At 70.2% G+C, this 26,409-nt stretch carries 20 protein-coding genes and 4 tRNA genes; 14 read left to right on the forward strand and 10 right to left on the reverse strand.

Features of this window, described 5'->3' with window-relative positions; all coding sequences use genetic code 11:
• The first annotated feature begins 19 nt into the window (after positions 1–19).
• From dut to acnA, 4 genes are all read left to right on the forward strand, one after another.
• Complete coding sequence (gene dut, locus FHX68_RS02765) at positions 20–469, forward strand: dUTP diphosphatase (RefSeq protein ID WP_170214189.1); 450 nt, start codon at positions 20–22, stop codon at positions 467–469.
• Entirely contained in the window at positions 466–1,053 is a 588-nt protein-coding gene (locus tag FHX68_RS02770; RefSeq protein WP_141379688.1) for a DUF3710 domain-containing protein, read from the forward strand. Before dut ends, FHX68_RS02770 begins: the two co-directional genes overlap by 4 nt.
• Positions 1,050–1,850 (forward strand): DUF3159 domain-containing protein, encoded by an 801-nt coding sequence (locus tag FHX68_RS02775; RefSeq protein ID WP_141379689.1) that lies wholly within the window; start codon positions 1,050–1,052, stop codon positions 1,848–1,850. The genes FHX68_RS02770 and FHX68_RS02775 overlap by 4 nt, the downstream gene beginning before the upstream one ends.
• 155 nt (positions 1,851–2,005) lie before the next feature.
• Positions 2,006–4,867, forward strand: coding sequence for an aconitate hydratase AcnA (gene acnA / locus FHX68_RS02780; RefSeq protein ID WP_141379690.1), 2,862 nt, complete (start codon positions 2,006–2,008; stop codon positions 4,865–4,867).
• Between the two features lie 95 nt (positions 4,868–4,962).
• Here the strand turns inward: acnA and FHX68_RS02785 are convergent, their stop codons facing one another.
• Positions 4,963–5,310 (reverse strand): UBP-type zinc finger domain-containing protein, encoded by a 348-nt coding sequence (locus FHX68_RS02785; protein WP_141379691.1) that lies wholly within the window; start codon positions 5,308–5,310, stop codon positions 4,963–4,965.
• A 73-nt stretch (positions 5,311–5,383) separates the two neighbouring features.
• On the opposite strand from FHX68_RS02785, the gene dxs reads away from it, so the two are divergent.
• Entirely contained in the window at positions 5,384–7,342 is a 1,959-nt protein-coding gene (gene dxs, locus FHX68_RS02790; RefSeq protein WP_141379692.1) for a 1-deoxy-D-xylulose-5-phosphate synthase, read from the forward strand.
• A 119-nt stretch (positions 7,343–7,461) separates the two neighbouring features.
• Complete coding sequence (gene pepN / locus FHX68_RS02795; protein ID WP_141379693.1) at positions 7,462–9,999, forward strand: aminopeptidase N; 2,538 nt, start codon at positions 7,462–7,464, stop codon at positions 9,997–9,999.
• A gap of 165 nt (positions 10,000–10,164) precedes the next feature.
• Here the strand turns inward: pepN and FHX68_RS02800 are convergent, their stop codons facing one another.
• The 6 genes from FHX68_RS02800 to FHX68_RS02825 form a co-directional block, all read right to left on the reverse strand.
• On the reverse strand, positions 10,165–10,848 hold the full coding sequence (locus FHX68_RS02800) for a TetR/AcrR family transcriptional regulator (protein ID WP_141379694.1): 684 nt from the start codon (positions 10,846–10,848) through the stop codon (positions 10,165–10,167).
• 44 nt (positions 10,849–10,892) lie between these two features.
• Positions 10,893–11,609 (reverse strand): SPFH domain-containing protein, encoded by a 717-nt coding sequence (locus FHX68_RS02805; RefSeq protein WP_229661475.1) that lies wholly within the window; start codon positions 11,607–11,609, stop codon positions 10,893–10,895.
• A 210-nt stretch (positions 11,610–11,819) separates the two neighbouring features.
• Positions 11,820–13,964, reverse strand: a complete 2,145-nt coding sequence (locus FHX68_RS02810; protein WP_141379695.1) for a 3-hydroxyacyl-CoA dehydrogenase NAD-binding domain-containing protein — start codon at positions 13,962–13,964, stop codon at positions 11,820–11,822.
• A gap of 11 nt (positions 13,965–13,975) precedes the next feature.
• Positions 13,976–15,178, reverse strand: coding sequence for a thiolase family protein (locus tag FHX68_RS02815; RefSeq protein WP_141379696.1), 1,203 nt, complete (start codon positions 15,176–15,178; stop codon positions 13,976–13,978).
• A 72-nt stretch (positions 15,179–15,250) separates the two neighbouring features.
• Positions 15,251–16,447: an HRDC domain-containing protein gene (locus FHX68_RS02820; protein ID WP_141379697.1), complete on the reverse strand. Its 1,197-nt coding sequence runs from the start codon at positions 16,445–16,447 to the stop codon at positions 15,251–15,253.
• Positions 16,440–17,030 (reverse strand): DUF3000 domain-containing protein, encoded by a 591-nt coding sequence (locus FHX68_RS02825; protein WP_141379698.1) that lies wholly within the window; start codon positions 17,028–17,030, stop codon positions 16,440–16,442. Before FHX68_RS02825 ends, FHX68_RS02820 begins: the two co-directional genes overlap by 8 nt.
• Before the next feature lie 25 nt (positions 17,031–17,055).
• Between FHX68_RS02825 and FHX68_RS02830 the strand changes: the two genes are divergently transcribed.
• The 4 genes from FHX68_RS02830 to FHX68_RS02845 all read left to right on the forward strand — a co-directional run bounded on the left by FHX68_RS02830 (position 17,056) and on the right by FHX68_RS02845 (position 21,483).
• The gene (locus FHX68_RS02830) at positions 17,056–18,282 is read left to right on the forward strand and encodes an alpha/beta hydrolase family protein (protein ID WP_141379699.1); all 1,227 of its coding nucleotides are present in this window, start codon (positions 17,056–17,058) and stop codon (positions 18,280–18,282) included.
• Positions 18,283–18,338: 56 nt separating this feature from the next.
• The gene (zapE, locus tag FHX68_RS02835; protein WP_141379714.1) at positions 18,339–19,301 is read left to right on the forward strand and encodes a cell division protein ZapE; all 963 of its coding nucleotides are present in this window, start codon (positions 18,339–18,341) and stop codon (positions 19,299–19,301) included.
• Between the two features lie 216 nt (positions 19,302–19,517).
• Positions 19,518–20,744, forward strand: coding sequence for an ammonium transporter (locus tag FHX68_RS02840; RefSeq protein ID WP_141379700.1), 1,227 nt, complete (start codon positions 19,518–19,520; stop codon positions 20,742–20,744).
• Between the two features lie 130 nt (positions 20,745–20,874).
• Positions 20,875–21,483 (forward strand): type II toxin-antitoxin system PemK/MazF family toxin, encoded by a 609-nt coding sequence (locus FHX68_RS02845; RefSeq protein ID WP_141379701.1) that lies wholly within the window; start codon positions 20,875–20,877, stop codon positions 21,481–21,483.
• A 27-nt stretch (positions 21,484–21,510) separates the two neighbouring features.
• On the opposite strand, the gene FHX68_RS02850 is transcribed toward FHX68_RS02845, so the two are convergent.
• Entirely contained in the window at positions 21,511–21,855 is a 345-nt protein-coding gene (locus FHX68_RS02850; protein ID WP_141379702.1) for a YnfA family protein, read from the reverse strand.
• 62 nt (positions 21,856–21,917) lie between these two features.
• Positions 21,918–21,993 (reverse strand) — tRNA-Val (locus FHX68_RS02855).
• Between the two features lie 172 nt (positions 21,994–22,165).
• On the opposite strand from FHX68_RS02855, the gene FHX68_RS02860 reads away from it, so the two are divergent.
• The 4 genes from FHX68_RS02860 (at position 22,166) to FHX68_RS02875 (ending at position 24,611) form a co-directional block, all read left to right on the forward strand.
• Positions 22,166–22,238, forward strand: a tRNA-Gly gene (locus FHX68_RS02860).
• A 67-nt stretch (positions 22,239–22,305) separates the two neighbouring features.
• Positions 22,306–22,376 (forward strand) — tRNA-Cys (locus FHX68_RS02865).
• Between the two features lie 28 nt (positions 22,377–22,404).
• A tRNA-Val gene (locus FHX68_RS02870) sits at positions 22,405–22,476 on the forward strand.
• A 1,133-nt stretch (positions 22,477–23,609) separates the two neighbouring features.
• On the forward strand, positions 23,610–24,611 hold the full coding sequence (locus FHX68_RS02875) for a hypothetical protein (RefSeq protein WP_141379703.1): 1,002 nt from the start codon (positions 23,610–23,612) through the stop codon (positions 24,609–24,611).
• On the opposite strand, the gene FHX68_RS02880 is transcribed toward FHX68_RS02875, so the two are convergent.
• Positions 24,558–26,276, reverse strand: coding sequence for an NAD(P)/FAD-dependent oxidoreductase (locus FHX68_RS02880; RefSeq protein ID WP_307723050.1), 1,719 nt, complete (start codon positions 26,274–26,276; stop codon positions 24,558–24,560). The genes FHX68_RS02875 and FHX68_RS02880 overlap by 54 nt on opposite strands.
• Positions 26,277–26,409: the final 133 nt, after the last annotated feature.

Raw genomic sequence — 26,409 nt, forward strand, 5'->3', positions numbered from 1 at the left:
CGTGCATTAGCCTCGTGGGGTGATCGAATCCGTGGACGTTCCCATTATCGCCGCGCACGTTCCCGCATACGCGCACCCCGGCGACGCGGGAGCAGACCTCGTCGCGACCGAGGCCGTCCGGCTGGGGCCGGGCGAACGCGCGCTCGTGGGGACCGGCGTGCGCATCGCGCTCCCCGACGGCTACGCGGCGTTCGTGGTTCCGCGCAGCGGCCTCGCGGCCCGCCACGGCATCACGATCGTCAACTCTCCCGGCACCGTCGACGCCGGCTATCGCGGCGAGATCAAGGTCTCGCTGCTGAACACGGATGCCTCGGAGGCATACGACGTGGCGGTCGGCGACCGCATCGCGCAGCTCATCGTGCTGCCGGTGCCCCGGGTGCGATTCGTCCCGGTCGACGACCTGCCGGCCTCCGTCCGTGGCGACGGCGGCTTCGGGTCGACCGGCTATCAGACAGGAGCGAACTCATGAGCGATGAGCTGCAGAGCAAGTCGGCCCCCGACGACCGTGCGGGGACGGGCCCCTTCGACGAATCGGAGGCCAACCCCGTGCGGCCCTACATCGACCTGGGCGGCATCAAGGTGCTGCCCCGCGAGGGGCTGAATCTGCGCCTCGAGGTCGAGGAGCAGACCGGTCGCATCGTGGCCGTCGGTCTCGACTACGCCGACTCCACCCTGCAGGTGCAGCCATTCGCGGCGCCGCGGACGACCGGACTCTGGGGGGAGACGCGCGAGCAGATCCGCCAGCAGATCCGCCAGCAGGGCGGCCGCGTGGAAGAGCGTGAAGGCCCCCTCGGCCCCGAGCTGCTCGCCGAGGTGCCCGTCGCCGCCGGTCCCGACGCGAAGCCGGGCAAGCGGCTCGCACGCTTCGTCGGCATCGACGGACCCCGCTGGTTCCTGCGCGGTGTGATCGGGGGAGCGGCGACCGGCGACGTCGAAGCGGCGGCGAAGGTCGAAGACCTCTTCCGCTCGCTCGTCGTCGTCCGCGGCGGCACTCCGATGCCCCCGCGCGATCTCATCCCGCTGAAGATGCCGGCCGCGCCCGGCACGGCATGAGCGTTCCCCTCGATCCGCCGCCGCCGAGCGACCGCGAGCCGGAGCGCGGAGCCCGGCGCGACGGCCCCGATTCCGACGCGCCGACCGCGCCCTCGGCGTCCGAGCTGTTCGGCCAAGCGCTCGGCAGCGCCGCGCGTCGTGCCGGGATGGACCCGACCAAGGACGCGCACACCGGCCACGTCGTCTGGCGTGCGATGGGGGGCTGGCGCGGCGTCTTCGAGTCCGTGCTGCCGGGTCTCGCCTTCGTGCTGCTGTTCACCGTCACGCGAGACCTCGTGCTGGCGCTCGTCGTCTCGGTCGGCCTCGCGGCCGTCTTCACGATCATTCGTCTGGTGCAGCGCTCCACCATCAGTGCGGCGCTCGGCGGGCTCATCGCCGCCGCGGCCGCCGCGGCGCTCGCCCTCTGGACCGGGCGCGCGCAGGACAACTTCGTGCCCGGTCTCATCACGAACGCCGCCTACGGCACGGCCTTCCTCGTGTCCGCGCTCATCGGCTGGTCGCTCATCGGTCTCGCCGTGGGATTCCTCATGAACGAGGGCACCGCTTGGCGAGGGGATGCCCGTCAGCGGCGCGTCTTCTTCTGGCTCGCGATCGCTTGGGCGGCGCTGTTCTATGTGCGCCTCGCAGTGCAGTTGCCGCTGTACCTCGCCGGCACTGACGAGGCGACGACGGCCCTCGGCACGCTCAAACTCGTCATGGGCCTGCCCTTGTTCGCGCCGCTCGTGGCGGTCACGTGGCTCGCCGTCCGCGCCGTGTATCCCCCCGCCGCGAAAACCGGCTCGTCTTCCGAGGCATGATAGATTTATCTTGACATCAAGATAAATTTCTCCGCGATCACGCATGCTGTCGGTAAGGGCGACCTCACTAGCCGCACGCGACGGAGCCGGGGAAGATGGAGTGATCGGCCGGCGCGAGACGTGTGCGCCCGTGCCCCCGAAGAAGGAGTAGAGACGTGTCCACAGTTGACAGCTTCGGAGCGAAGAGCACCCTGACGGTCGGCGGCACCGACTACGAGATCTATCGTGTCGACACGGTCGCCGGTTACGAGAAGCTCCCGTTCAGCCTCAAGGTGCTGCTCGAGAATCTGCTGCGCACCGAAGACGGCGCGAACGTCACGAAGGCGCAGATCGAGGCGCTCGGATCATGGGACCCCGATGCGGAGCCCGACACCGAGATCCAGTTCACGCCGACCCGCGTGGTCATGCAGGACTTCACCGGCGTCCCCTGCATCGTCGACCTCGCCACCATGCGTGAGGCGGTCACGGACCTCGGCGGCGACCCGAACCGCATCAACCCGCTGTCGCCGGCCGAGATGGTCATCGACCACTCCGTCATCGCCGATCTGTTCGGCCGTCCCGATGCGATCGAGCGCAACGTCGAGATCGAGTACCAGCGCAACGGCGAGCGGTACCAGTTCCTGCGCTGGGGCCAGACCGCGTTCGACGACTTCAAGGTCGTGCCTCCGGGCACCGGCATCGTGCACCAGGTCAACATCGAGCACCTGGCGAAGGTCGTCTACGACCGCGCCGTCGACGGTGTGCTGCGCGCGTACCCCGACACCTGTGTCGGCACCGACTCGCACACCACGATGGTCAACGGTCTCGGCGTGCTGGGCTGGGGCGTCGGCGGCATCGAGGCGGAGGCCGCGATGCTCGGCCAGCCCGTGTCGATGCTCATCCCGCGCGTCGTCGGCTTCAAGCTCACAGGCGAGATCCCCGCTGGCGTGACCGCGACGGACGTCGTGCTCACGATCACCGAGATGCTGCGCCAGCACGGCGTGGTCGGCAAGTTCGTCGAGTTCTACGGCGCAGGTGTGGCATCCGTGCCGCTCGCCAACCGCGCGACCATCGGCAACATGTCGCCTGAGTTCGGGTCGACCGCCGCGATGTTCCCGATCGACGACGTGACCCTCGACTACCTGCGCCTCACCGGACGCGACGAGCACGCCGTCGAGCTGGTCGAGCAGTACGCGAAGGCCCAGGGCCTGTGGCACGACGCCGACAAGGAGCCCTCGTACTCGGAGTACATGGAGCTCGACCTGTCGACGGTCGTCCCCTCGATCGCCGGTCCCAAGCGCCCGCAGGACCGCATTCTGCTCGCCGAGGCGAAGACTCAGTTCGAGAAGGACATCCTGAACTACGCCTGCGCGAACGAGGTCCCGGTCGAGGTCGAGGGCACGTTTCCGGCATCCGACCCCGGCTACGCGCCAGGTGTCGAGCACGAGCACGTGTTGGGGGAGGGCGTCTCGTGCCAGCACGAGAGCGCGCACCAGCACTCCATGCTCGCCTCGAGCGGCGACCACGGCGCATCCAACCCGGTTAAGGTGACGACCCCCGAGGGTCAGGACTATATCCTCGACAACGGCGCGGTGACCCTGGCTGCCATCACCTCCTGCACCAACACGTCGAACCCGTCTGTGATGATCGCCGCCGGCCTTCTCGCCCGCAAGGCGCGGAACAAGGGCCTGAAGCAGATGCCGTGGGTGAAGACGACGCTCGGCCCCGGTTCGAAGGTCGTCACCGACTACTACGAGAAGTCGGGTCTCGACAAAGACCTCGAGGGCCTCGGCTTCTACACCGTCGGCTACGGCTGCACGATCTGCATCGGAAACTCCGGACCGCTCATCGAAGAGGTCTCGAAGGCGATCAACGAGAACGACCTCGCCGTCGCGGCGGTGCTCTCGGGCAACCGCAACTTCGAGGGGCGCATCAGCCCCGACGTGAAGATGAACTACCTGGCATCCCCGCCGCTCGTCGTCGCCTACGCCCTCGCCGGCTCGATGCACTTCGACTTCGACACCGACCCGCTGGGGAAGGACGCCGAGGGCAACGACGTCTTCCTGAAGGACATCTGGCCCTCGCCCGACGAGGTGCAGGAGATCATCGACTCGTCGATCTCGCGCGACCAGTTCATCAAGCAGTACGCGACCGTCTTCGACGGCGACGAGCGCTGGACGAGCCTGCCGACCCCCGAGGGTCCCATCTTCGAGTGGGACGCCGACTCGACGTACGTGCGCAAGGCGCCGTACTTCGACGCCATGTCGATGGAGCTGACCCCGGTCAGCGACATCCAGGGTGCACGCGTCATGGCGACGCTCGGCGACTCGGTCACGACCGACCACATCTCGCCGGCCGGCAACATCAAGGCCGGCACCCCTGCCGCACAGTACCTGACCGAGCACGGCGTCGCGCAGAAGGACTTCAACTCCTACGGCTCGCGCCGTGGCAACCACGAGGTCATGATCCGCGGCACGTTCGCGAACATCCGTCTGAAGAACGAGCTCGTCGCCGCCGTCAACGACGGTCATGTCGTCGAGGGCGGCTTCACCCGTGACTTCACGCAGCCCGGCGGCCCGCAGTCGTACATCTTCGACGCGAGCCAGAACTACCAGGCGCAGGGCACGCCCCTCGTCGTGTTCGGTGGCAAGGAGTACGGCTCGGGCTCGTCGCGCGACTGGGCGGCCAAGGGGACCTCGCTCCTCGGCGTCAAGGCGGTCATCACCGAGAGCTTCGAGCGCATCCACCGCTCGAACCTGATCGGCATGGGCGTCGTCCCGCTGCAGTTCCCCGAAGGGCATTCGTGGAAGAGCCTCGGCCTCGACGGCACCGAGATCGTCTCGATCGAGGGCCTCGAAGAGCTCAACAGCGGCACGACGCCGACGACCGTCAAGGTCACCGCGGCGCCGAGCGAGTTCTCGCCGGAGGGCAAGGAGACGGTCGTCTTCGACGCCAAGGTGCGCATCGACACGCCCGGTGAGGCCGACTACTACCGCAACGGCGGCATCCTGCAGTACGTGCTGCGCTCGCTCGTCTGAGCCTCCCGCACACAGAGCGCCCGTCCCGGTTCGCCGGGGCGGGCGCTCTCGTCGTCCGCGCCCGGGAGTGGGGAGCTGCCGGGCGCGGCCCGGGGTCAGCGGTCCTCGAGCTGGTCGAGCCAGTCGGCGGGCACGCGCTCGCTCGGCCGGGGCACGCTCTGGCCGGCGGGGTGGCTCGTCGGCGGCGCGAGCGGAGGCCCATCGGTGAAGGTCCGCGTCCGGTAGTCCCAGAACCAGTCCTCACCCGGTTCGAAGCTCTGGATGATCGGATGCCCGGTGCGTTCGCCATGGGCCGGCGCATGACGCGACAGCGAGTCGTCGCAGCATCCGATGTGCCCGCACTGCGCGCAGCGGCGGAGGTGGAACCACCAGCCGCCGGCGGCGTCGCATTCGAGGCATCCACCGCCGCTCGGCGCGACCTCGGGGTCGATCTCCGCACTCATGCGCCCTCCTCCGACACCTCGATCATGGTGCCTCCTCGCCTGCTTCGCCACCGTCCCCGCGTAGACTCGGGGGATGAGTCTGCTCGCCTCGATCACCGGTCCGCGCGATCTCGATGCGCTCACGCCGGCCCAGCTGGAACAGCTGGCCCAGGAGGTGCGCGACTTCCTCATCGAGAACGTCGCACGCACCGGCGGTCACCTCGGACCGAACCTCGGCGTCGTCGAGCTGACGATCGCCCTGCACCGCGTGTTCGACTCGCCGAACGACCCCTTCGTCTTTGACACGGGGCACCAGTCGTACGTCCACAAGCTGCTGACGGGGCGGCAGGACTTCAGCGGGCTCCGCTCCCGCGGCGGCCTCGCCGGGTACCCGCAGCGCTCGGAGAGCGTGCACGACGTCGTCGAGTCGTCGCACGCGTCGAGCTCGCTGAGCTGGGCCGACGGCATCTCCCGGGCCCTCAACCGCACCGGGCGCACCGATCGACATGTCGTCGCCGTCGTCGGCGACGGGGCCCTGACCGGTGGCATGACGTGGGAGGCGCTCAACAACATCTCCGACGACAACGAACGCAACCTCGTCATCGTCGTCAACGACAACGGTCGCTCCTACGCGCCGACGATCGGCGGCATGGCTCGCTACCTCAACCGCGTGCGCACGACCGAGGGCTACGAGAACCTCCGTCGCGGGTCCGACTCGTTCTTCCGCAAGCTCGGCCCCGCCGGGCGCGCCGTCTACCGCGGCGTCCGCGGCGGCACACATGGCTTCCTCTCGCGCTTCTCGAACAACGCGGCGCTGTATTCCAATCTCGACATCAAGTACCTGGGGCCCATCGACGGCCACGATCTGCCGGTGCTCGAAGAGACCCTGCGCCTCGCGAAGGCGTACGGCGCGCCCGTCATCGTGCACGTCATCACCGAGAAGGGGCAGGGCTACGAGCCCGCCCGCAACGACGAGGCCGATCAGTTCCACGCCGTCGGCAAGATCGATCCCGTCACCGGCGAGCCGCTCGGCGGCGGCGGTGGCACCGCGTGGACCGACGTGTTCTCCGACGCGCTCGTCGAGGCCGGCGAGCAACGGGACGACCTCATCGCGGTGACGGCGGCGATGCTCCGGCCCACCGGGCTGCAGCCGTTCGCGCAGCGCTTTCCCGACCGGGTGTACGACGTCGGCATCGCCGAGCAGCACGCCGTGGCATCCGCCGCCGGCCTCGCATTCGGCGGCCTGCATCCCGTCGTCGCCATCTACGCGACGTTCATGAACCGTGCGTTCGATCAGGTGATGATGGATGTCGCGCTGCACCGCGCCGGCGTCACCTTCGTGCTCGACCGCTCCGGCGTCACCGGCCCTGACGGTCCGAGCCACCACGGCGTGTGGGATCTGGCGATGCTGCAGCTCGTCCCCGGCATCCGCATCGCGGCGCCGCGCGACGAGGCGCGGCTGCGGGAGGAGTTCGCCGAGGCGATCGCGATCGACGACGCGCCGACGGTGGTGCGGTTCCCGAAGGGGAACGTCGCCGCCGACCAGCCCGCGATCGAACGGCTCGACGACGGCGTCGACGTGCTGTGGCGCCACGGCGAGCAGGACGTGCTGCTGGTCGGCATCGGTCCGATGACCCGGCTCGCCATCGAGGTCGCCGAGCGTCTGCGCGCGCAGGGGATCGGCGCGACCGTCATCGACCCGCGCTGGGTCGTGCCGGTGCAGCCGTCGGTCGTGAGCCTCGCGGCCGCGCACCGCCTGGTCATCACGATCGAGGACGGCATCCGCGTCGGGGGCGTCGGCACGCGCGTGCGCCAGGTGCTCCGCGAGGCCGGCGTCGACACGGCGGTCGACGAGCTCGGTCTGCCCGACGAGTTCCTGAACCACGCCACGCGCGAGCAGATCCTCGACGACGCAGGCCTGTCGGCCGCGAAGATCGCGCACGACGTCGTGGCGCAGGTGCTCGGCACCCGGATCCCGGTCGCGCGCCCCTCGGCCGACACGGGTGCCATCTGGACGGTCGGCGCCCCCGACGGCGAGCCGCAGGAGCGCTGAGCGCGGGGGCGCGCTGCGGGCGGCTGGCTTTCGGCGCGTGCGGGTTGTGCCGCATGCATCACGTGCGGCCCGCGGCCTGCGCACCTGGCGCCCGCCCGCGGCCGTGACACGATGGAGGGATGACCTCCACCGCCAACCTCACCCGTGACGAGACGGCGGCCCGAGCCGCCGGCATCCGCCTGAAGACCGTCGACGTCGAGGTCGACCTGCGCGGTGCTGTATCGAGGGATGCCGCGACGTTCGCCACCTCGTCGACGCTGACGTTCGAGGCATCCGTCGACGCCACGTGGATCGACTTCATCGGCGCGTCGGTCGACGAGGTGACCGTCAACGGCGCCCCGCAGCCGGTGGACTGGGACGGGTCCCGCGTACGAGTGAACGGGCTTGCGGCCCACAACGTGGTGGCCGTGCGCGGCACCGGCCGCTACAGCACGTCGGGCGAGGGGCTGCACCGCTTTCGCGACCCGGTCGACGACGCCGTCTACCTGTACACGCAGTACGAGCCGGCGGACAGCCGACGCGTGTACCCGGTGTTCGAGCAGCCCGACCTCAAGGCCCAGTGGCGCTTCGTCGTGGTCGCTCCGGACGGGTGGGAGGTGCTCTCGAACGGCGCTGAGGCCGCCCGTGAGCCGGTCGACGGCGGCGTGCGGGTCGCGTTCGCCGAGACCCTGCCGCTCTCCAGCTACATCACCGCCGTCGCCGCGGGGCCGTACCGTCGCGTCGACGGGGTGTGGGACGGCCCCGACGGTCCCGTGCCACTCGGGGTGCTCTGCCGGGCATCCCTCGCCGAGTACCTCGTCGACTCCGGTGATGCCGAGGAGATCCTCGGCATCACGCGCCGCGGTCTCGATTTCTTCGGGGAGGCGTTCGGCCGGCCCTACCCGTGGGGCAAGTACGACCAGATCTTCGTGCCCGAGTACAACCTGGGCGCGATGGAGAACCCCGGGCTCGTGACCTTCACCGAGCGGTACGTCTTCCGCGGGGCGGCGACCGTCGCGCAGCACGAGGGCCGTGCGAACACGATCCTGCACGAGATGGCGCACATGTGGTTCGGCGATCTCGCGACGATGCGGTGGTGGGACGACCTGTGGCTCAAGGAGTCGTTCGCCGACTTCTCGGGCGCGTACGCGGCGGTTGCCGCCGGGGGATTCCCCGACGCGTGGGTGACCTTCGCGAGTCGCCGCAAGGGCTGGGCCTACGTGCAGGATCAGCTGCCCACGACGCATCCCATCGTCGCCGACATCCCGGACCTCGAGGCGGCGAAGCTCAACTTCGACGGCATCACGTACGCGAAGGGCGCGTCGGTGCTCAAGCAGCTCGTCGCGTTCGTGGGGGAGGATGCCTTCTTCCGCGGTGCGAGGCGGTACTTCGCCGAACACGCCTTCGGCAACACGACGCTGGCCGACCTCCTCGACGCGCTCGAGGCGGAGTCGGGGCGCGACCTTCGCGAGTGGAGCGACGCCTGGCTCCAGACGACCGGCATGTCGCGCCTGTCGGTGTCGCGGGACGAGGACGGCGTGCTGACCCTCGGGCAGTCCGACCCGCGCCCGCACCGGCTCACGGTCGGGCTCTACGGCTTCGAGGGTGAGCGGCTCGTCCGTCGCGGCGGAGTCGAGCTCGACATCGCGGGGGAGCGCACCACGCTCGAGGCGCCGGCAGTCGGCGGCGTGGCATCCATCGCCGACCTCATCGTGCCGAACGACGACGACCGCACGTACGCGAAGGTGATCCTCGACGAACGGTCGACGGATGCCGCGGTGCGCGCCCTCTCGACAATCGACGACGCGCTCGCGCGTGCCGTGGTGTGGGCGGCGCTGTGGGATGCCACGCGCGACGGCGACCTGCCGGCCGCCCGCTACCTCGAGGTGGTCGCGCGGCACGCTCCCGCGGAGGAGAACGCGGCGCTCCTGGCCGATGCGCTCGCGCACGCGCACGCGCAGTTCGCGATCGGTCACTACGTCGCGGGCGCCGATCGGAGCGCTGGGGCCGCCGCCTGGCTGGAGACCGCGTGGCGTGCGCTGTGGGCGGCGCCGGCCGGGTCGGACGCGCAGCTGGCGTGGGCGCGTGCGGTGGGTGCCGCCGCGTCGCGCAGCGATGGCCGCGCCGCGGAGATCGCCGCGATCCTCGCCGGGTCGGCGCCCGCACCCGAGGGGCTGCGGCTCGACCCCGAGCTGCGGTGGGACTGGCTCGTCGCCCTCGCCGCGACGGGGCACGCGGGCATGGCCGAGGTCGACGCCGAGCTGGCCCGCGACGGGTCGGCGCAGGGGCGCACCGCCCATCGGACGGTGCTCGCCGCCCGCCCCGACGCCGAGGTGCGCGCCCGCGCCTGGCACGCGGCGTGGGAGGACGAGAGCCTCACCAACGACCACCTCGACGCCACGATCGCGGGCGTTCGCGCCGGCGGTCGGCGCGACCTCGTCGCCGCATTCGACGACGAGTACTTCGCCCGCATCCGTCCCGCGTGGACCGACCGCAGCATCGAGATCGCCCGTCGCCTCGTGGTGGGGCTGTTCCCGGCATCCCAGTCCCTCGACGCGGTCGACGCCTGGCTCGCCGCGAACGCGGGTGCCCCGGGCGCGCTCCGCCGCCTTGTGATCGAGCAGCGCGACGGACTCGCCCGCGACCTGCGGGTGCGCGCCGCCCAGCCCGTGGCGTAGGCCCGGGCGCCGCGCGCTGGCCGGGCGCCGCGCGCGCGGCGCGGGGCCGGAATCGGAAGAACGCAACAGAATCGGATGCCTCGCGCCCGGGCATCCGATTCTGTTGACGTTCTCCGAATCTGGGAGCGCAAGCCCGGGTCGGCAGGGACGGCTAGGGTGCGCGGGTCACGGCCGCGCCTCGCCGATCAAGGCGAGCAGCTCGGCGAGGGGGCGGCGGAGCAGGGGGAGCCGCGCCAGGGGCAGCGCGAGGCCGAGGAGCGACAGGCCCCGGTCGAGGAGCCGCCGCGAGCGTCCCTGGCCGGGCGAGTCGTCGTAGGCCCAGGAGAGCGCGAGCAGCAGGTGCGACAGGAACAGTGCGCGGGGGAGCGCCGCGGCGATCTCGCGCGGCAGCGTGTGCCGGGCGCCGGCGACCGCCTCGGTGTAGAGGCCCTCGGTGATGTCGCGCGCGGACGTCGACTCCGGGGCGAGCGGGTTGATCCCCGACCGCGGCGCCAGGGCCGCGGAGACGAACTCGGCCGCGTGCGCGTGGTACGGCGTCAGCTGATCGAGCCCCGTCGTGTACACGATCCGGAGCCGCTCGATGAGGTCGCCGGTCTCGGCGAGGAGGGGCGTCGCGGCATCCCGGTGCCGTTCCTGCACCTCGATGTACAGCTCCTGCACGAGGTCGGTCTTCGACGCGAAGTGGTAGTTCGTCGTGCCGACCGACACCCCGGCCTCGCCGGCGATGAGCCGCATCGTGGTCGCGTCGTAGCCCCGCTCGCGGAACGAGCGCAGCGCGAGATCGCGCAGCAGGGCCCGCGTCCGCTCGCTCTTCGTCGTCTTCTCGGGCCCGCCGGTAGAGCTGAACATGTTCAGAGCATAGCCGCGCCGCGCGCACCGGACGCGGCGCGAGGTCAGACGGAACGCAGCGCCGTCACGGCCCCGGCCCAGGCGTCGACCGCGCGGGTGTCCGTGTCGAAGGCATCCGCCCCACGCGCCGAGATCGCCTCGGACAGGAGGTAGCCGTCGGTGAGGGCATCGCCGGTGATGACGACCGACAGCAGCTCGATGCCGCACGCGGCGCGCACGCGCTCGGCGCACGCGGCCACGGCGGCAGCCGAGAGGTCGGCGTTCCGCGGCAGCCGCCCGGCCTCGTCGTCGCGCACGAGATCGCGCAGCGCGGCCCCGACGATGTTGCCCGTCCGCTCGGCGACGTGCACGACGTCGAGCTCGAAGACGCGCAGGTCGGAGCCGGTGACGAACGGTCGCCAGTCGAACGACGCGTGCACGAGGTGCTGCCGCCCGCCGCCCGCGGTGAGCTGGCGCGCGGGCAGGTCCGTCGAGCGCACGCGGGTGTCAACCCGCCGGTACCACGCGAGCACCGGGAAGACGGCATGCGTTCCGGGGCCCAGCACGACCACCTCACCGGCCTCGCGGTCGCCGCGGGTGCGGCGCCGCACGATTGGACGGCCGTTGCGCGTGCGGATCGCGGCCTCGCCCTCGTCGATCGTCACCATGAGCAGCTTGCACAGCGCCGGCACGACCAGCAGCACCGTGAGCACCGCGCCACCGGTCTTGATGAGCGAGTTCATGCCGCTCGAACTGAACATCGACGTGAGAGTCTCGATCACACGCCCAGGATGCCCCGTCGCGCGCCGCGCGGCGCGCCGATCGGGCCGCGCGCACCGAGCCTTCGGCGACCTGTCACCTGCCGTTTCCCACTCGCACCGGAATCGGCAATAGACAACAGAATCGGATGCCGCGCCCTGCGGCATCCGACTCTGTTGCAGTTTTCCGAATCCGGTGGCGCGGGGCTCCGCCCAAGACCCGGAGGGAAGGCGTCAGCCGCCGATGCCCCGGATCACCGGGTGGTGGAACGTGTCGCCGAAGGCGCGCTCCGAGGCCCCCTCGCGGTCGAGGTACGGCGAGGCGCCGCCGTCGATGAACGGCCAGCCCGCACCGAGGATGAGGCACAGGTCGATGTCCTCGACCTCGGGCACGACGCCCTCATCGAGCATCAGCTTGATCTCCTGCGCGAGCCCGTCCTGCACGCGGCGGAGGATCGACTCAGCCGAGGCCGGCGTCGTGCCGACGTGGCCCTTGAGCACCTTCTGCGCGTCCTTCGTGAAGCCGGTGACGCGCCCGCCCTTGTCCTTCTCGACGACCTGCGGCAGCTCGGCGAGCTGGTGGAAGTTCTCGTTCGAGTAGAAGCGGTCGGGGAAGGCGTGCGCCATCGTGTCCTGCACGTGCGCCGCGACCTTCCAGCCGACCAGGTCGATCAGCTGGAACGGACCCATCGGCAGGCCGAGCGGCGCGAACGCCTTCTCGACGTCGGCGACGGGGGTGCCCTCGTAGACGGCGCGCGCGGCCTCGCCCATGACCTTCGCGAGCAGGCGGTTCACGACGAACCCGGGTGCGTCGGCGGTGAGGACGGCGTTCTTGCCGAGGCCCTTCGCGACGACGAACGCGGTCGACAGCGCGGCATCCGAGGTCTCCTGCGTCTTCACGATCTCGATCAGCGGCATGACCGCGACCGGGTTGAAGAAGTGGAAGCCGACGAGGCGCTCGGGGTGCGCGAGCTTCGCGCCGATCTCCTCGACCGACAGCGACGAGGTGTTGGTCGCGAGGATCGCGTCGTCGGCGATGATCGGCTCGATCTCGGCGAAGACGGCCTGCTTGACGCCGACCTCCTCGAAGACGGCCTCGATGACGAAGTCGCAGTCGGCGTAGAGGCTCTTGTCGGTCGTGCCGGTCACGAGCGCGCGCAGCTGGTTGGCCGAGTCGCCGTCGAGGCGCCCCTTCGCCTCGAGCTTCCCGATCTCGTCGTGGATGTACGCGACGCCCTTGTCGACACGCGTCTGGTCGAGGTCGGTGATGAGCACCGGCACCCGCAGTTTCCGCACGAACAGCAGCGCGAACTGGCTCGCCATGAGGCCCGCACCGATGATGCCGACCTTCGTCACCTTCTTCGCGAGGGTCTTGTCGGGAGCGCCGACGGGCCGATTGGCGCGCTTCTGCACGAGGTCGAAGGCATACATGGATGCCGCGAACTGATCGCCCGTCACGAGGTCGGACAGCGCCTCGTCCTCGCGGGCGAAGCCCTCTTCCTTCGTGCCGCTCTTCGCCTTATCGAGCAGGTCGAGCGCGACATAGGGGGAGCGGGGGACGGTGCCGATCTTCGACTCGAGCATGCCGCGGGCCATCTTGATCGCGACCGGCCACTTGACCGTGCGCTCGATCTTGCCCGGCTGGTTCTTGCGCTCGACCTTGATCTTGCCGGTCAGCACGCCGTCGGCCCACGCGAGCGAGCGCTCGAGGTAGGTGGCGGCGGGGAAGATGGCGTCGAAGATGCCGTAGTCGTACGCCTGCTGGGGCTTCAGCATCCGGTTCTGCTTCAGCGGATTCGAGATCACGACCTCGAGAGCGTTCTCGATGCCGATGAGGTTCGGCAGCAGGTACGCACCGCCCCAGCCGGGGATGATGCCGAGGAAGACCTCCGGCAGCGCGATGGCGGCGGCGGAGGCATCCACCGTGCGGTAGTCGGAGTTCAGCGCGATCTCGAGCCCGCCGCCGAGCGCGAGCCCGTTGACGAACGCGAAGCTCGGCACGCCGAGCGTGGAGAGCTTGCCGAACACCTTGTGACCGAGCTGCGCGACGAGCTTGGCGTTGGCCTTGGAGCCGACCTTGGTGATGTCGCTGAGGTCGGCGCCGGCGGCGAGGATGTACTGCTTGCCGGTGACGGCGACGGCGTCGATCTCGCCCGCGGCCGCGCGGGCCTTCAGCGCGTCGAGGGTCTCGCCGAGGGCGGTCATGGTCGCCGGGCCCAGCGTGTTCGGCCGCGTGTGGTCGCGTCCGTTGTCGAGCGTGACCAGGGCGAGCACCTTGCCGGAGGCGAGGCGCACGTCGCGCACGCGGGCGTGGGTGATGACCTCGCCCTCGGTGAGCGCCAGGAGAGGGGAGAAGTCGATCTCGTCGTAATTCGTCATTGCCGTCTCCCTCAGCGCTTCTTGCCGTTGTAGTGCGGGTTCTCCCAGATGACCGAGCCACCCTGGCCGAGTCCCACGCACATCGCGGTGAGGCCGTAGCGGACGTCGGGGCGCTCGGCGAACTGCGCGGCGAGCTGGATCATGAGGCGCACACCGGATGCCGCGAGCGGGTGCCCGAGCGCGATCGCGCCGCCCCACTGGTTGACGCGCGGGTCGTCGTCGTCGATGCCGAAGTGGTCGAGCAGCGAGAGCACCTGCACGGCGAAGGCCTCGTTGAGTTCGAACAGGCCGATGTCGTCGATCGTCAGGCCGGCCTTGCGGAGCGCCTTCTCGGTCGAGGGGATCGGGCCGATGCCCATGATCTCGGGCTGGACGCCGGCGAACGCGAACGAGACCATCCGCATCTTCGGGGTGAGGCCGAGCTCCTTCACGGCGCCGCCGCCGGCCAGGAGCGACATCGTCGCGCCGTCGGTGAGCGGCGAGGAGGTGCCGGCGGTCACGCGACCGTGCGGGCGGAAGGGGGTCTTCAGTGCCGCGAGGTCTTCCATCGTGGTCTGCGGGCGGCGGCCCTCGTCCTCGGTGGCGAGGCCCCAGCTGCCCTCGGCGTCCTTGATGGCGACGGTCACGAGGTCGGGCTGGAACTTGCCGGCCTCGTACGCGGCCTGCGCCTTCTGCTGGCTGCGCATGCCGAAGCGGTCGCTGCGCTCCTTGGTCAGCTGCGGGAAGCGGTCGAAGATGCGCTCCGCCGTGACACCCATGTTGAGGGCGCCCGGGTCGACCATGCGCTCCGAGACGAAGCGCGGGTTCGGGTCGGCGTTGCCGCCGATGGGGTAGTGGCCCATGTGCTCGACGCCGCCGGCGAGGGCGACGTCGTACATGCCGGCGCCGATGGATGCCCCCATCATCGCGACGCTCGTCATCGCGCCCGCGCACATGCGGTCGATCGCGAAGCCCGGCACCGTCTGCGGCAGGCCGGCGAGGATCGCGACGGAGCGGCCGAGGGTCAGGCCCTGCTCACCGGTCTGGCTCGTCGCGGCGATCGCCACGTCGTCGACGCGGTCGGCGGGAACGGCGGCGTTGCGTTCCATCAGACCGATCGTCGCCTTGACCGCGAGGTCATCCGATCGGGTGTTCCAGTACATGCCCTTCTCGCCGGCGCGACCGAAAGGGGTACGCATGCCGTCGACGAAGTAGACGTCCGAGAGCTCGGCCACACTGCCTCCAAAGTTTGGGATTGAGTACAGCCTAACGTGACACTCAGTCCCGCGGAATCGGTTGATTCGATTCTACGAGGCGTCGGCAGGGGCGGCGTCGGCCGCGTGCACGGATTCGACAAATGCCTCGGCGATGACCGGCGCGACGAGCTCGATCTGCCACGGGCGCGCACCGTGATCCGCGAGCAGCTCTCCGACCGACTCGGCGTCGACATCCTCCGGCGGCGCCCAGGCGACGCGGCGGAGCGTGTCGGGGGTCAGCAGGTTCTCGGTCGGTATCCGGAGGTCGACGGCGAGCTGCTCGACCGCCGGTCGGGCGGCCTTCAGGCGCGCGTCGGCGGGAGGGTTCCGATCGGCCCACGCCCGCACCGGAGGCATCCCGTCGCCCGGCACCCGCTCGGCCGGCAGCGCCGTCTCCGCCCGTCCGGTCTGGATCGCCGTCCACCAGCGGTCGAGCTCGGTGCGGCTCGCGCGCCCGGTGAAGTCCTTGACGCGGGCGAGCTCCTGCTTGCTCGCGGGGTCGGCGAGCACCGCCGCGATCAGCGACCGGTCGGGCACGAGGCGCCCGGGCGACGTGTCCTGGTCGCGGGCGTAGTCCTCGCGCGCCTGCCACAGCGAGCGGGCGACCGCGAGCGCGCGCCGGCCGCGCACCGTGTGCAGGCCGCTGAGGCGGCGCCACGGCTCCTCCCGCGGAGGCTTGTCGGGCCGCGTGCGCACGGCTTCGAACTCCTGCGCCGCGATCTCGGTCTTGTCCTGCTCGGCGAGCTCGGCGACGAGCGCGTCGTACACGTCGACGAGGTGCAGCACGTCGAGCGCGGCGTACTCGAGCCACGGCTGCGGCAGCGGCCGAGTCGACCAGTCTGCCGCCGAGTGGGCCTTGGCGAGCGTGATGCCGAGGGTGTCCTCCACGACGGCGCCGAGGCCGACCCGGTCGTGGCCGAGGAGGCGCGCGGCCAGCTCGGTGTCGAAGATCGACGGCGGGTCGAGGTGCAGTTCGCGCAGCGACGGCAGATCCTGGCTCGCGGCGTGCAGGATCCACTCCTCGCCGCCGATCGCCCGCTGCAATGCCGACATGTCGCCGATCGCGGGCGGGTCGAAGAGGAACGCGCCGGCGCCGCGGCGGTACACCTGCACGAGGTAGGCGCGCTGCGAGTAGCGGAAGCCCGACGCACGCTCGACGTCGACGGCGACCGGGCCGGTGCCCGCGGCGAGCAAGATGGATGCCTCGTCGAGCCCCGCGGCGTCGGCGATCACGTCGTATTCAGCCACGCGTCATCCTCTGTGCTCCGAACACGGCGATCCCTTCCGACCCCGGCGGAAGGCCCGCCAGCATGCACACCAATTCTGCCCATGCGTCGAGGTGCGCGGCGAGGTCGCCCGAGGGCGACCATGATGCGCGCAGCTCGATCTGGGCGCCATCGCCCTCGTCGGCGAGGCCTCCGAACCCGCGCGACAGCGTCTTCGTGGCGGTGCCGGATGCCGCGTGGTAGCTCGCTCCGCGCGCGTCGAGCGCGTCGAGCAACCACGACCAGGCGACCTCCGCCAGGAGCGGGTCGGTGCCGATCTCGGGCTCGAGGGGCGCCTGCGCGAAGCAGACGATGCGCCAGGCGCCGTCCCAGGCGTCGGGCTCGGCGGGGTCGTGCAGCAGCACGAACCGGCCCGTGCCGAACTCGGAGTCGGCGCCGGCCTCGCCGGGGCGCACGTCACCCGCGACGGCGAAGGCGTCGGGGGCGAGGGTGGCGGGGGCGGGGATCTCACGCACGGCGAAATCGGATCGGAACGTCATCGCACGCAAAGCGTCGGCGACGCCGGCGAACGTCGGCGATCCGGCCGGGGGACGGGGCTCATCCACCCGATCAGACTAGAATGCAGGGACGATGAAGGCATCCAGGCGCGCCGTCGCCCTCGACTCACGATTCGGTTCCGCGGCGGCCCTGCGGGCCGTGATCGTCGCGCTGGCATCCGCTCTGTTCGCGGTCTGCGCCGCCCTCGCCATGGTGACCCTGCGGGTCGCGCGGCGCGTGGTCATGCCCGCCGCGCGGGCGGCGGACACACGCATCCTCGACGTCGACGTCTCGGCGCAGACGATCACGCTGAGCCGCACCCCCGACACCGAGCTGCCGGGCCGCTACGGCCTGTTCACGACGGGCGCCGCCGACTACCTCAAGATCGGCTCCGTGCTCTCGAGCGACGGCGGCAGTGTGAAGCGCAAGCTGCTGACCGAGGTCGAAGGCGACATGCACCTGGCGGCGGAGGCGGCCTTCAGCGGCTGGTACTTCCAGCGCCCCGAAGAGCTGCACCTGCCGTTCACCGAGGAGCACATCCACGCCGCGGTGGGCAGCTGCCCCGCGTGGCTCTTCCCGACGGGCGAGCCGGGAGAGAACGACGGCACGTGGGTCATCCAGATCCACGGGCGGGGGACCACCCGCGCCGAATGTCTCCGGGCCGTGCCGGTCTTCCACGCCCTCGGCATCACCTCGCTCGTCGTCTCCTACCGCAACGACGGCGACGCGCCGCGCACTCGCACCGGCAGCTACGCGCTCGGGGCGACCGAGTGGCGCGACGTCGACGCCGCGATCGCGTGGGCGCGCCGGCGCGGTGCGGAGCGCATCCTTCTCATGGGGTGGTCGATGGGCGGCGCGATCGCGCTGCAGGCGGCGCTCGGATCGGCGCATCGGGAACGGATCGCCGGCCTCATCCTCGACTCGCCGGTCGTCGACTGGCGCACGGTGCTCGCCTACCAGGGGCGCGCGCTCGGCCTCCCGGCGCCGGTGACGGGCCTCGCGATCGAGACGCTCCGCGCCGACTGGACCGCCCCGGCCACCCGGTCCGACGGCGGCATCCCGTTCGACCGCCTCGACATCGTCGCGCGCGCGGGAGAGCTGCGGCATCCTATCCTCCTCCTGCACAGCGACGACGACGGCTTCGTGCCCTCGAGCGCCTCGCACGCGCTCGCGCAGGCGCGCCCCGACCTCGTCGAGCTGCAGACCTTCTCGACCGCGCGGCACACGAAGCTCTGGAACTACGACCAGGAGCGGTGGACCGACGCGATCGGCGACTGGGTGCGCCGACAGGGTCTCGCCGCCGAAGGCGTCGCCTCGTGAGCGCACGCGGCCTCGTGCACCTCGTCGACCGCTCCCCGCAGGTCTCCGGTGCCGACATGGTCGCCGCCCTCGTCCCGCCGCCGCAGTTCGACGACGCGACCTTCGAGACCTACCGCGCCGACCCCGAGCACCCCTCGCAGCAGGAGGCGAAGGACCTCCTGATCGCGTTCAGTCGCGGGGGCGCACCGGCCGAGCGCGGGGGACTGTTCCGCCGCGCGAAGAAGGCCCCCGAGATGAAGCCCGGGGTGTACCTCGACGGCGGGTTCGGCGTCGGCAAGACCCACCTGCTGGCATCCATTTACCACGCCATGCCCGCGCGCCGGAAGTACTTCGGGTCGTTCATCGAGTACACGGCGCTCGTCGGCGCGCTCGGCTACCAGAAGACGGTGGAGCTCTTCCGCGGCGCCGATCTGCTGTGCATCGACGAGTTCGAGCTCGACGATCCCGGCGACACCATGGTGATGACGCGGCTGATCGGCGAGCTCGTGCCCACCGGCACCAAGCTCGCCGCCACGTCGAACACGCCGCCCAACGCCCTCGGCGAAGGACGCTTCGCCGCGCAGGACTTCCTGCGCGAGATCCACGCGATGGCCTCGAGCTTCGAGACGATCCGCATCGACGGCACCGACTACCGGCAGCGCGCGATCGACGGACACGCGGTCGTGCTGACCGACGATGCATACGCGCAGGCACTGACGGATGCCTCGGCCGTGGGCACCGCGTCGGACGACGATTTCAGCGGGCTGATCCGGCACCTGGCATCCGTCCACCCCTCCCGCTACATCCGACTGATCGAGGGGCTCGACACGATCGGTCTGCGCGGGGTCGCGGAACTGGACGACCAGTCGGCGGCACTGCGCTTCGTGGCCTTCGTCGACCGCGCCTACGACGCGCAGATCCCGGTGCGGGCCACGGGGGAGGGTCTCGACGGCGTGTTCGCGCCCGAGATGCTCGCCGGCGGCTACCGCAAGAAGTACCTGCGCGCGATCTCGCGGCTGAACGCGCTCACGCACTCCTGAGCGGGGTTGCGGCGCCCGCCGAACCGGTTCGCGGGGCCGACTCGGCGCTTCCCGAAACGTGATGTTCACACCCGTGGGGTGTCTGTAACCGGTCGGAAACACGACACGCATGCCGCAGGAAACCGTGCGTGGTCACACTGGGGGTGCCTCGACCGTTGCGACCCGAAACGCTGCAGGGGAGGGGCCCGAGTTACACAACCCCGAGTGAGGACCTTCATGGACAGCGGAAACCTCGCGTGGTCTGTCGCCGCGACAGCCCTCGTACTTTTCATGACGCCCGGTGTGGCGTTCTTCTACGGCGGCTTGGTGAAGGCCAAGAGCGTCGTCAGCATGATGATGATGAGCTTCGGAGCGATGGGCCTGGTGGGCGTGCTCTGGATCCTCTACGGCTCGAACATGACCGTCATCGCCGAGGGTGAGAACCAGTTCCTCGCCGGCAACCCGTTCAGCGACTTCGGCCTGGCCGGCGCCAGCAGCGATTCGCTCGTCGTCTCGGCATACGGCGCGACGTTCGCGATCATCACCGTCGCGCTCATCTCGGGTGCCATCGCCGACCGTGCCAAGTTTGGCTCCTGGATGATCTTCGCCGGCATCTGGGCGACGATCGTCTACTTCCCCGTGGCCGCGTGGGTGTGGGGCGGAGGCTGGGTCTACAACCTCGGCGCGAACCTCGGCCTCGACGTGAGCGTGATCGACTACGCCGGTGGTACCGCGGTGCACATCAACGCCGGTGCGGCCGCGCTCGCCCTCGCTCTCGTCCTCGGCAAGCGCGTCGGGTTCCAGAAGGGCATCCACAAGCCGCACAACGTGCCGCTCGTGATGCTCGGGGCCGCGATCCTGTGGTTCGGCTGGTTCGGCTTCAACGCCGGTGCCGAGGGCACGTTCTCGCTGCTCGGCACGGAGGACTCGTCGGTCGGCCTCATCGTGATCAACACGCTCGGTGCGACGGCCGCGGCCATCATCGGCTGGATCGTCATCGAGAAGATCAAGGACGGCAAGCCCACCGCCGTCGGGGCCGCCTCGGGCGCCGTCGCCGGTCTCGTCGCCATCACCCCCTCGTGCGCCGCGCTGGCGCCGGGCTGGGCACTGCTGCTCGGTGTCATCACCGGCGCGGTCTGCGCCCTCGCCGTCGAGCTGAAGTGGAAGCTCGGCTACGACGACTCGCTCGACGTCGTCGGCGTGCACCTGGTCGGTGGCATCATCGGCACGCTCTACGTCGGCTTCTTCGCGACCGGCACGGGCCTGTTCACCGGCGGCACCGGAGCGCAGCTGCTGGTGCAGTTCATCGCCGCCTTCGGCGTGCTGATCTACTCGTTCGTCGTCGCCTACCTGCTGGGCCTCCTCATCGAGAAGACGATCGGCTTCCGCGTGAAGAACGAAGACGAGATCGCCGGCATCGACAACGTCGTGCACGGCGAGGAGGGCTACGCCCTGGTCGACTGACCGCAACCACATCGCACACAGCACACGCTGCAGGGCAGCGCAGGAGAGGGCGCCGGATCGGATCCGGCGCCCTCTTCCGTGCGCCGACCGCGGGCGGGCGCTGACGGGTGGTGTCGGTAGGGTGTCGCCTATGGCGCGCGACAGCTACCTCACCGGTTTCATCAAGGGGCTCATCAACGTTCTCTCGGGCGCCGCGGCGGTCGTGGACGACCAGTTGAAGGATGCCGCGCGGCGTGAGGAGCGCGCGAACCGCGCCGCCGGGTCACTGGCCGGGACGCGCGCCGCGGAGGCGTCCGCGACGGCCACCGCGCGGGCCCAGGAGGGCTTCACGGCGACGATCGAGATCGATCCGCCGGCCCGGTCGGGCCTCCGCATCTCGTACGCGCCTGACCGCGACGGCGACCCCGACGCGGGGGAGATCGTCTGGACGTGGGTGCCGTACGCCGAGCGCGACGGACGCGGGAAGGACCGCCCTGTCCTGGTCATCGCCCGGCAGAGCGACGAGCGCGTGTACGCGGTGCGGCTGACGAGCAAGGCGCACGACGCCGACCGCGACTTCATCGAGATCGGCACCGGGGCCTGGGATGGGCAGGGCCGACCCTCCTGGGTCGACATCGAGCAGCTGTACAGCGTGCACGCCGAGGGCATGCGGCGCGAGGCATCCGCCCTCGATCGCGCACGGTTCGCGCGCGTCGCGCGGGCGCTGCGAGCCCGCTACGGCTGGGCGGTCGAGAGCTGAGGCGGCGCGCGGCGCGGCCGGCGCCGGTCAGTCGATGCGCGTGGCCAGCGGGGCGAAGATGATGATCGCGGCGCCGAGCAGCGCGACGGCCGATCCGACGTAGTCCCACACGGTGGGCTTGAACCCGTCGACGACGATGCCCCACGCGAGCGACCCGGCGACGAAGACGCCGCCGTACGCGGCGAGCACGCGACCGAAGTTCGCGTCGGGCTGGAAGGCCGCGACGAAGCCGTACCCGCCGAGCGCCAGGACGCCGGCGAGGGCGAACCACCAGCCGCGGTTCTCGCGCACCGCCTGCCAGATCAGCCACGCCCCGCCGATCTCGGCGACGGCGGCGAGCAGGAAGAGGACGATGATCCGGACAGTGGTCATGCCGCCCAGTCTCACAGCGACCGGTGTCGGGCGTGTTTCACGCGTAGATGCCGAGGAGAAGGTGGTGGGCGATGCCGGACTCGAACCGACGACCTCTTCCGTGTGAAGGAAGCGCGCTACCAACTGCGCCAATCGCCCGTGACCCGGGATGTGCTCCGTGGGCCGAGATCCGATGTTACCGGATCGGGGCGCCCGGCAACGAATCCTCGGCAAGACACGCGCGGGGCGCATCCGGTTTTGCGAACCGCGGAGAGTGCACTAAAGTCGATCAAGCGCCTGAGGGAGTCGGAAACGACGAACACGGGGGCATGCGGATGTAGCGCAGTTGGTAGCGCACAACCTTGCCAAGGTTGGGGTCGCGAGTTCGAGTCTCGTCATCCGCTCGAGTGCACGGGTCTCTTTTCGAGGAGATCACGGCACGTGGGGTCAAACCACACGGTTAATCCACACGGTGGCGTGGCCGAGCGGCTAGGCACCGGCCTGCAAAGCCGTTTACACGGGTTCGAATCCCGTCGCCACCTCGCCTCACAACTGAATACGCCTGTACAGGCGCGATTGGCGCAGCGGTAGCGCGCTTCCCTGACACGGAAGAGGTCACTGGTTCGATCCCAGTATCGCGCACAGAAGAAAACCCCTGAGAAATCAGGGGTTTTTCTCGCATAGGGAGCGAAGCGCTAGCCTTCGGGCAATATACGGGGAACATCGCTTCGGTGTGCGCGAGGTGAACGGCCGGGTGCGCCTTCCTCTGACGTTTTCCCGCGCGATGGTCTCGAGCACCACAGGTTGTGAGCACCCGGTCCGCTGAGGCATCGCCGGCGCCACTGCCTGCGTGTGACATGACGACAACGATGCGATCGCGATTCAGTGCCTTCTCCGCTTCTTGCGAGGATGCCGCGGGTTCGTGCCCTTTGCGCGCGGCGGTAGTGGGGCGCTCGACGCTTCGATCGGTCGCAGCTTCAGGTCGACCAGAATGCGCGTGGCTTGGTCATAGACAAGGGCAGTCCCGCGGTGAAGCCCGAGATGATACTTCTTGGCCTGAAGGTACCGCCGGAGCGATGACGTGGATGTGTCGGGATCAGATCCCGCAGTACGAGTCGCCCAAACGAACAACCAGCCTTCGCGTTGGTCAGAGCCGAGCGCGATTGTTCGCGACCGCTCCTGCTCGGGAGTGCTGGACGAGCGCCGGAGCTGACCGGGAATCCTCGCCATCGCGTCTTGCGTGGCAGCATTCGCAGACAACAGAGTTGCCCCTGTACTCAACCAGGCGGTATCGCCGCGCGTCTGGAGCTCATCTGCCAGCAGATCAACGGTGCCAACGCTCAGATCCTCTCGCTGCGCCGTGAGCTTGACCTGTGGGACGACCCGGGCCTGGTCAGAGGCATCGAGTCGCGCCTCGCGACGACGCAGGAATCTCTGAAGGGACTGAACACGCAGCTGGAGCAACTCGCCAATGAGCGCGCCTCGGCAGACAATACGGCCGTGATCACCCGCACCGGTGCGACCTCACGGGGGACGCTGGCCTCGTGGTCGCTTCCGGGAGCGCCGGGCGGTGTGACTCTCGAACAGCTCGCCGGCATGAGTGAGACCGACATCGCCACCCTCCTCGCCGCACACCCCGAACTGATCGACAAGCTCCTCACCGCGCAGACCCCCACGCAGACCGCAGCGTGGTGGCAGAGCCTGACCCTCGATCAGCAACACGCCCTCGTCCTCGGCGGCTCCGCCCTCATCGGCGCCCTGGGTGGCACCCAACAATGGTGCGCATCGCGGCGAACCGCCTCAGCGCCGCTGTCGAGTACCGGGCAACGCAAAATGAGATTGCACAAGAGCGCTGGTTTGCCAGCCCCCGCGACATTGACGACCTCACCGTCGGTGCCATCGGTAGCAACCGCAGCCTCGACCAGCTACAGAAGAAGTCGGAGTACCTGGAGCGTGTCATGTCGGGTGCGGTCCAGCTCTACCTCTACCAGCCAGACCGAGATCGCATAGTCGAGATGATCGGCAACCCGAGCGCGTCGACGACCAACTCGGTGACGTACGTTCCCGGCACATTCAGCAACCAATACTCCTTCTACACTGGCGAGGTGCAGCAGGTCGGTAGCTGGTTGAACGGTCAAGACCAGAGCATGGTGGTGTTCGTGTGGCACGGCGGCGAGTTCCCCGGCCAGAGGCCCGGAACAACGCAAGTCGACGGGCTTCTCGCCGCAAACGAAGCTCCCCTTGCCCTCAAGACGGGTGGTGGTCTGGCCGCGTTCCAAGGTGAAGTTGCGACCGACCCTCATCTCAACGCGGCACGGTACGACGCGATTGCTCACTCCTGGGGCCTCGCCGCGACGACTGCCTCTGAACTCAAGGGAGCCAGATACGACAATGTCGTCTCCCTTTCCGGCGCATGGATGCCGCCGGGATGGGAAGGACAGAGCAACACTGCCTACTCGCACTACACCTACACTGACTTCCTCACCGTCGCGAAAGACCTTGATCTCGTCGGCGCCGGGAACGTTCCGGATACCAACCCCGCCTTCACCAAGCCCCTTGGCGATCCCATTCCACCCACGGTGACTGGACGCTCACGCTGCCGACCGGCAGCAGCCCATACGCCGGCAGTGAGCCCGTCAGGGACTGAGATCATCCTCTGGCGACCCGCACCCCGCGAAGTAGCCACTGTTCCTGGTAGTCGGCACCAACGCGAGTATCAGCGACTACCCGACGACCTCGTTCGAGAACTGACAGGTGAAGAACTCGCGACGGCATAGCGTCAGTGCATTCACAGGTCGGATCAAGCCCCTACGCGGCGGGGCAGCCTCGATGCCCTCGAGACGCTCAGGTCCCGGGGTTGACGGGTGCGCACGTCGCTGCGTCGCGATGTGAATCGCGGACAGCACGATGCCCGTCGTCACGACCACCAGCGCGATCCCGCCGACAGGCGCCCACCAGCTCGGGCGGATGCCGCGCGCCACCACGATCACCACACTCACCAGCGCCGCGACGACAGATACGACCAGCGCCGCGCGAGACGCCACGGTCACGAGAGTGAAATCGCATCGGTATCCGCAGCCGTCGATGCTCAACGTCTGCATCACCACCATCCCGTACGCGATGAACGAGACGATCACCTGCAGCACGATGAGCCCCGCCGACCGCAGCGGCTCCGCGGCGCCCATCACCCCCCCCGCGTCCACGAGCACCGCGCGAGCGGCGCGCTCGCCCGACGCCAGCGCACCCTGGATCGACGCCGCATCGCGGTGGTCGCCCGCGAGGTACACCCGGTCAGCCACGCGCGGCTGGCGGGGTGCGCGCAGCGGCGACGGCTGTGTGGGCAGCGCATCGGGGATGTCGTCGCGGCGCAGCAGCTGCCAGTCCGTGACCTCGGCATCCCACAACTCGGCGAGGTGCCGACGCACCTCGTCCTCGCCGGCGGTCGCAACGCCCCGCGGCAGCAGGCAGGTCGCCTCGATCAGGTGACGGCCCGCCGGTGCGTACGACGGCGCGGTGTGGGAGATCACCGCCGTGTTCACGACCGGTCCGCGGCGGCCGCCGCCGCGTCCGTCCACGCTCAGCAGAGCGGATGCCGAGGGCGCGTGCGTCGCCGCGAACCACCACGTCTGCAGTCCGTTGGTCGCCGGTCGCGGCACCGGCGTCAGCTCTGCCACCGTCTCCGGGCCGACAGCCACCACGACCCGCCCGGCGCGAAGGGCCTCGCCACCCGCGACGTCGACCTCGACGATCGGGCCGTCCCTCTCCACGCGCTCCGCCCGCGCTCCGAGCCGGATCTCCGCTCCCGCGGCACGCGCCCGCGCGGCCAGCTGCGCCGGCACCGCCGCGATCCCCTGCGCGGGAAGCCCCGGCCGCCCTCGCGCGAAGTACCGCACCAACTCCTGCACGAACGCGTTCGAGGTCACCCCATCGGCCTCGGCGACGACACCGGCAAGGAACGGCTCGAGCACGGCCGTGCGCAGCGGTCCGCGCAGGCCCGCGGCATCCCACGCCTCGCGCAGCGGGCGGTCATCGCGCGCGCGGTCTGACAGTCGCGGCGTGAACGCCGGTGCGAGCCAGCGTGCGAACGCCACGGCATCCGCGGCGCTCACCAGCCCGCTGCCGATCGTGCGCGCGATCGACGACGGATGGCGCAGCGGATGCCGCACCGCGGCCACCCCGCGATCGGTGCGCACCTGCACGCCGACCGGGAACGATCGCAGCGCGAGGGCATCGAGATCGACACCGCGCCGGAGCGCGGGGTAGGCGGGGTTCAGCACCTGGAAGCCCCGATCGAGGCGGAAGCCGTCGACGATGTCGGTGCGCTGGCGTCCGCCGACCGTGTCCGCCGCCTCGAGCACGACGACCTCGAGACCGCGCTCCGCCAGCACCGCAGCGCACCGCAGGCCGGCAAGTCCCGCCCCGATCACCACCACGTCGTGCATCGCCGCTCCGCCTCTCGTCGTCGGACGCATCCGGGGTCCCCCGTCGCGCCGTCGCCTGCGGCCAGCATACGGAGGGCGCGGCATCCGATCTCGGGGTTGACGAGCTTTCCGAGACCGCCCTCGCCCCGCGGCG

The sequence above is a fragment of the Microbacterium lacticum genome (genome assembly GCF_006716815.1).
Lineage (GTDB): Bacteria > Actinomycetota > Actinomycetes > Actinomycetales > Microbacteriaceae > Microbacterium > Microbacterium lacticum.